The sequence below is a fragment of the Streptomyces sp. XY006 genome, assembly GCF_002237655.1.
GTDB classification, from domain to species: domain Bacteria; phylum Actinomycetota; class Actinomycetes; order Streptomycetales; family Streptomycetaceae; genus Streptomyces; species Streptomyces levis.
The window spans coordinates 282,034-288,240 of sequence record NZ_NOKT01000005.1; the positions used below are offsets into that span (position 1 = coordinate 282,034).

General features: G+C 77.4%; 2 protein-coding genes. Both read left to right on the forward strand.

Annotated elements, in window-relative coordinates; genetic code table 11:
• The first annotated feature begins 47 nt into the window (after positions 1–47).
• Positions 48–3,128, forward strand: coding sequence for a DEAD/DEAH box helicase (locus CHR28_RS08875; protein WP_256984168.1), 3,081 nt, complete (start codon positions 48–50; stop codon positions 3,126–3,128).
• Between the two features lie 34 nt (positions 3,129–3,162).
• Complete coding sequence (locus CHR28_RS08880) at positions 3,163–5,736, forward strand: SWIM zinc finger family protein (protein WP_094052952.1); 2,574 nt, start codon at positions 3,163–3,165, stop codon at positions 5,734–5,736.
• The last annotated feature ends 471 nt before the right edge of the window (positions 5,737–6,207 follow it).

A 6,207-nucleotide genomic window follows, 5' to 3' on the forward strand; every position in this document is an offset into this window, starting at 1 on the left:
AGTCGGAGACGACTGATCCGGCGGACGGGCGGGAGGTGGCAGGACGTATGAGCGACACGGCGACGGTGACCGGGCGGGCGGGCGACGCGACGGCGGTGACCGGGCGGGCGGGCGACGCGACGGCGGTGACCGGGCGGGCGGGCGACGCGACGGCGGTGACCGGGCGGGCGGGCGACGCGACGGTCCCGCTCCGGCTCGCGGCCGTCTTCCTGCCCGCGCCGCTCCCACGCGAGGGCCGCATCGCGTTCTGGGACCCCGAAGGCGGACCGCTGCCCGTCGGCGCCACGGAGCCGGGCGGGGCCGGGGAGCCGGCCGGTGCGCGTGGACCGGCCGGTGCGCGTGGACCGGCCGGCGACCGGGAGCCCGCCGGTGACGCCGGGCCGGCCGACGCCCGGGAAGCGGCCGACGCCCGGGAAGTGAGCGGTGATGCCGAAGCGAGCGGTGTCACGGAGCTGACCGTCGTGCGGCGGCGCGGGGCGGCCGTTCGCCGGCATACCGCCCCGGCGCTGTCCCTGCCGCTGGAGACGGCCCTGCCGCTGCTGGTGCGTGCCCGGCACGACCCGGCGGCCCACCCCGCCACCGCCTGCTGGGGCGCGGCCGCCCTGCACGCCCTGCGGCTGACCGCGCGCGGCCGGCTGCTGCCCGGCCTCACCGCCACGGGACACGACGCCTGGCGCGCCGGCCCCCTCGACCCCGACGACATCGCGCACCTGCGCGCGGTGGCCGCCGCCCTGCCGTACGAGGGGCACGCGGTCCCGCTGCCCGGCCCGGGCCCGATCCGCCTGCCCGAGCCGGAAGCGCTCGTGCGCGCCTTCCTGGACGCGGTCGCCGACACGCTGCCGCGCACCCCGGCCGCGCCCCACGCCACCGGCCGTCCCTTCGCCGCCCGCCAGGCCACCCGGCTGCCCGGCGCCCACGACTGGGCCGCCGAGGTCGCCGCCGGCATGGACGCGGGCGTGCGGATCTCGCTCCGCCTGGACCTCTCGGCCTACGACCTGTTCGACGACACCCCCGACGGCGGCGCGCGCAGCGCCGGCGCGGCCGTCGTACAGGTGCACAGCCTCGCCGACCCCACCCTCGTGGCCGACGCGGCGGCCCTGTGGGCGGGCGAGGCCGACGACGCCTTCGGCCCCCGCGCGCGCGTCGACGCGGCCCTCGCCGTCCGCCGCGCCGCCCGCGTCTGGCCGCCGCTCGACCGGCTCTCCGAGCAGGACGTGCCCGATGTGCTGGCCCTGACGGAGGAGGAGCTGACCGACCTGCTCGGGATCGCCGCCACCCGGCTCGCCGCGGCAGGCGTCGCCGTGCACTGGCCGCGGGACCTCGCCCAGGACCTGTCCGCCACGGCGGTGGTCCGTCCCGCGCCCGGCTCGGCGACCGACGGCACCGGCTTCTTCGAGAGCGAGGACCTCCTCGGCTTCCGCTGGCAGCTCGCGCTCGGCGGCGACCCGCTCACGGACGCCGAGATGGACGCCCTCGCCGAGGCGCACCGGCCGGTCGTCCGGCTGCGGGACCGCTGGGTGCTGGTCGATCCGGCCCTCGTCCGCAAGGCCCGCAAGCGGGACCTCGGACTGCTCGACCCGGTGGACGCCCTGTCCGTCGCGCTCACCGGCACGGCCGAGGTGGACGGCGAGACCGTCGAGGCCGTGCCGGTCGGCGCCCTGGCCGCCCTGCGCGACCGCCTGACCGCCGGGATCCGCCCGGCCGACCCGCCGCCCGGCCTGCACGCCACCCTGCGCGACTACCAGCTCCGCGGCCTGGCCTGGCTGGACCTGATGACCTCCCTCGGTCTCGGCGGCTGCCTCGCCGACGACATGGGCCTCGGCAAGACCGTCACGCTCATCGCGCTGCACCTCAAGCGGGCCCGCCGCGAACCGACCCTGGTGGTCTGCCCGGCCTCGCTCCTCGGCAACTGGCAGCGTGAGATCAACCGCTTCGCCCCCGGCGTCCCCGTCCGCCGCTTCCACGGCCCGGACCGCAGCCTGACCGGCCTGGACGGCGGTTTCGTCCTCACCACCTACGGCACGATGCGCTCGGCCGCGTCCGCCCTGGCCGAGCAGGCCTGGGGCATGGTCGTCGCCGACGAGGCGCAGCACGTCAAGAACCCCTACTCGGCCACGGCCAAGGCGCTGCGCACGCTCCCCGCCCCCGCGCGGGTCGCCCTCACGGGCACGCCGGTCGAGAACAACCTCTCGGAGCTGTGGGCCCTGCTCGACTGGACGACCCCGGGCCTCCTCGGCCCGCTGAAGTCCTTCCGCGCCCGGCACGCCCGGGCCGTGGAGTCCGGCGAGGACGAGCAGGCGGTGGAGCGCCTGGCCCGTCTGGTCCGTCCCTTCCTGCTGCGCCGCAGGAAGTCCGACCCGGGCATCGTCCCCGAACTGCCGCCCAAGACCGAGACCGACCACCCCGTCCCGCTCACGCGCGAACAGGCCGCGCTGTACGAGGCGGTGGTGCGCGAGTCGATGCTCGCCATCGAGACGGCCGAGGGCATGGCGCGCCGGGGCCTGGTGCTGAAGCTGCTGACGTCGCTGAAGCAGATCTGCGACCACCCGGCGCTGTACCTGAAGGAGCAGCACGCGGGGCCGAGCGACCGGCTCGCCGCCCGCTCCGGCAAGCTCGCCCTGCTGGACGAGCTGCTGGACACGCTGCTGGCGGAGGACGGCTCCGCCCTGGTCTTCACGCAGTACGTCGGCATGGCCCGCCTGATCACCTCCCACCTGGCCGGCCGTGCCGTCCCGGTCGACCTCCTGCACGGCGGCACCCCGGTCCCGGAGCGGGAGCGTATGGTCGACCGTTTCCAGGCGGGTTCGACCCCGGTGCTGGTGCTGTCCCTCAAGGCGGCGGGCACCGGCCTGAACCTCACCCGCGCGGGCCACGTCGTGCACTTCGACCGCTGGTGGAACCCGGCCGTCGAGGAGCAGGCCACCGACCGTGCCTACCGCATCGGCCAGACCCAGCCGGTCCAGGTCCACCGCCTCATCACCGAGGGCACGGTCGAGGACCGCATCGCCGAGATGCTCCAGGCCAAGCGTGCCCTCGCCGACGCGATCCTCGGCTCCGGCGAGTCGGCCCTCACCGAACTGACCGACCGTGAGCTGTCGGACCTGGTGTCCCTGCGGAGGCCGGCATGACGCCCCGCCACCGCCCGTTCCCGGGGAGCACGCCATGAGCGGCCGTCCGGCCGACGAGGCCCGCCGCGCCCTGCGCGAGGCCAGGTCCCGGGCGGCCCAGGACCCGGGCACGGACTCCGGCACGACGGCCTCTGCGGGCGCCCCGGGTAGCTCGGGTTCTCCGGGCGGGGAGCCCGGGGGCGGACCGGCCCCGCGCCCCGGCGACGTCGCCCGCGAGGCGCTGCGGAAGGCGGTGTCGCAGCACCGGGGGAGCGGCACGGGTGACGACGACGCCAGGGCCGGCGAGGAGGGCGCGGCGCGCGACACCGGGGTGGGGCAGGACACCGGCACCGCTGCGGGCGGCGGGGAGCCGGAAGCGTCCGGCGGCCCGCAGATGGGCCCTGCCGCGCCCGGCCCGGCCGACGTGCCCACCGACGTGCCAACCGACGTGCCGACCGACGTGCCGACCGACGTGCCCACCGGGGTGGAGACCGACGGGGGGACCGAAGGAGAGACGGAGAGGGAGACCGACGGGACGGAACACGAGGAGGCTTCGAGCGCTGAGACCGGCCGGTCGGGGGCCCGCGCCGCGGATGTCGCGCGCGAGGCGCTGCGCGCGGCACGGGACGACGCGCGGCGGGCCCGGGAGGAGACCGAGCGGGAGGGTGCCCGGCGCAGGCGCCGGGCCCGGCAGAAGCTCGTGGACGACAGGGCGGCGGCAGTCCGGCGGGCCCGTGACCACGGCGCCGGCGGGGGAGACCCCGACGTACGGCGGCTGCTGTCGGACGCCTTCCGGATGCCGGACCTGCCGGACCTGCCGGAGGAGCCGGAGGCGTCGCCGTCCGAGAGCGGGGAGCGGGCCGGTCGGGGCGGTGCGCCGTCGCGCCTGACCGGGCTGCTGCACGGGGGTGCGCGATCGCAGCCGGAGGGCGGGGAAGCGGAGGACCCGACGGAGAGCCCGGCAGCGCCCCGGGGTTCCGCGGCTTCCACTGCCGGGGCCAGGAGCGGGACGCCTCAGGACCAAGCTCCGGGTTCCGAACATCCGCCGACGCCGGGAACGACGCCCGGAGTGCCCGGCACCGGTGTATCGCCGCCGCGGAGAACCATGCCGGGCGTGCCCGCCCCCGGCGTATCGCCGACCTCTCCGCCGACCGCGGAAGGGGCTCCGGGCTCGGATCACGGCCCCGGGCCGTCGCCGATCGCGGGTGGGGCGTACGAGCCTGGTGTGTCGCCGAGCCCGGCCGCAGACACAACTTCGGGCTCCGCTCTCGAACGCGGCGCCCCGATGGCGCCACCCGTGCCGCCGCACTGGGGCGTGGAAACGGCCACCCCCCGCACCGACGGTCCTGCCGCATCCACCACTCCCCGCTCCATGGCCGCACCCGGGCGGGACAGTGACCTGCGGCGTACGTTCCCCGCCTTTCCGGCCCGGGAGGGGGACCGGTTCGCCGAGAGCTGGTGGGGGAACGCCTGGGTGTCCGCGCTGGAGCAGGGCGCGCTGGACGTCAAGCGGCTGGAGCGCGGGCGGGGGTACGCCGAGCAGGGGCACGTGGACGCCATCACGGTGACGCCCGGCCTCGTGCTGGCGTACGTACAGGGCAGCCGCCCCCGGCCCTACCGCGTCCAGGTGCGGCTGCGCACGCTCGACGACTCCGACTGGGACCGCTTCCTGGAGGCCGCGGCGGACCGGCCCGGGCACATCGCCGCACTGCTCGACAAGGAGATGCCCCAGTCCCTGGCGCAGGGCGGGGTCCCCCTGCTGCCCGGCCCCGGCGACCTGGAGCCCCGGTGCAGCTGCCCCGACCGCGGTCACCCCTGCAAACACGCCGCCGCCCTCTGCTACCAGACCGCCCGGCTGCTCGACGCCGACCCGTTCGTGCTGCTCCTGCTGCGCGGCCGGGGCGAGCGGGAGCTGCTCGACGCGCTGTCCCGGCTCAGCGCCACCCGCGCCGCCCGCGCCGCGCAGGACAGGGAACCGGCGCCGCTGCCCGGCGTGCGGGCCAAGGAGGCGCTCCAGCCGCGCACCCTGCCGCCCCTCCCCGCGCCCCTGCCCCCGCCCGCGCACCCGGAGCAGCCCCCGGCCTACCCGGCGTCCCCCGGAGGTCCGGACCCCTTCGCCCTGGACCAGCTGGCCACGGACGCCGCCGCCCGCGCCCACGCCCTGCTCACCAGCGGCCGTGACCCGGTCGGGCAGCTCACGTTGTGGCAGGACGCGGTCCGCCTGGCCGCGGCCCGTCCCGGTTCGGGCCTCACCGCCGGCAGCCGGGCGTTGTACTCCTCCCTCGCCGCCGCGGCCGGCCGTACACCCGCCGACCTGGCCCGCGCGGTCGCCGCCTGGCGGCAGGGCGGACTGGAGGGCCTCGCCGTACTGGAGGAGCCCTGGGACCCGCCGGCCGGCCGGTTCGACCGGGCCCGCCCCCTGCTCCTCGCCGCCGACCTGCCCGCCTTCCGCCCCTGGCGCAACCACCTCACGCACCCTCATGGCCACCTCCAGCTCCGCCTCGGCCGCGACGGCCTGTGGTACGCGTACGAATCCGAGCCGGGCCGCGACGACTGGTGGCCGCGCGGCACCCCCGACCTCGACCCGGTCGGCGCGCTGACGGGGCTCGGCCACTCCGGCGACCTCTGACGGCGCCGCCGGACACGCCGGTCGAGCACCACCGCCCGCACCTACGGGCGGGCCGACCGCGGGACCTGTGCGGCTCCGCGGCCCACCAGGTGCCCGTCGCGAGTACGGAGAGCCGGTTCGGCTCCCGGGCGCGCTCGGCCTCGCACTGAGCGAGCGCGACGAACGCACCAGCCTGCTCAAGCGCCTGCAGCTGTCCTGCCGAGCCATCGACCGACGCGTCGGACCGGCCCTGATCGGCCGCGCGGTGCGGGACGCGCTCGGTTCGGGTCGCCGCCCGCTCGCCGAGTTCACCGACGTCAACCGCGATAACGGCGCGATAGGTGGCTCATATCCGCGGCCAGCACAGTGGATCCGATCTCGCCGGCAGCGCCGGTCGCCCCCCCGTTATGTTTTCCGCGGTCCTGCAAGAGGGCCGCTGGCCTCCGGGCCCGGCATGACTGTTCCCCCCTGTCGAACGGATGACCTGGGGGG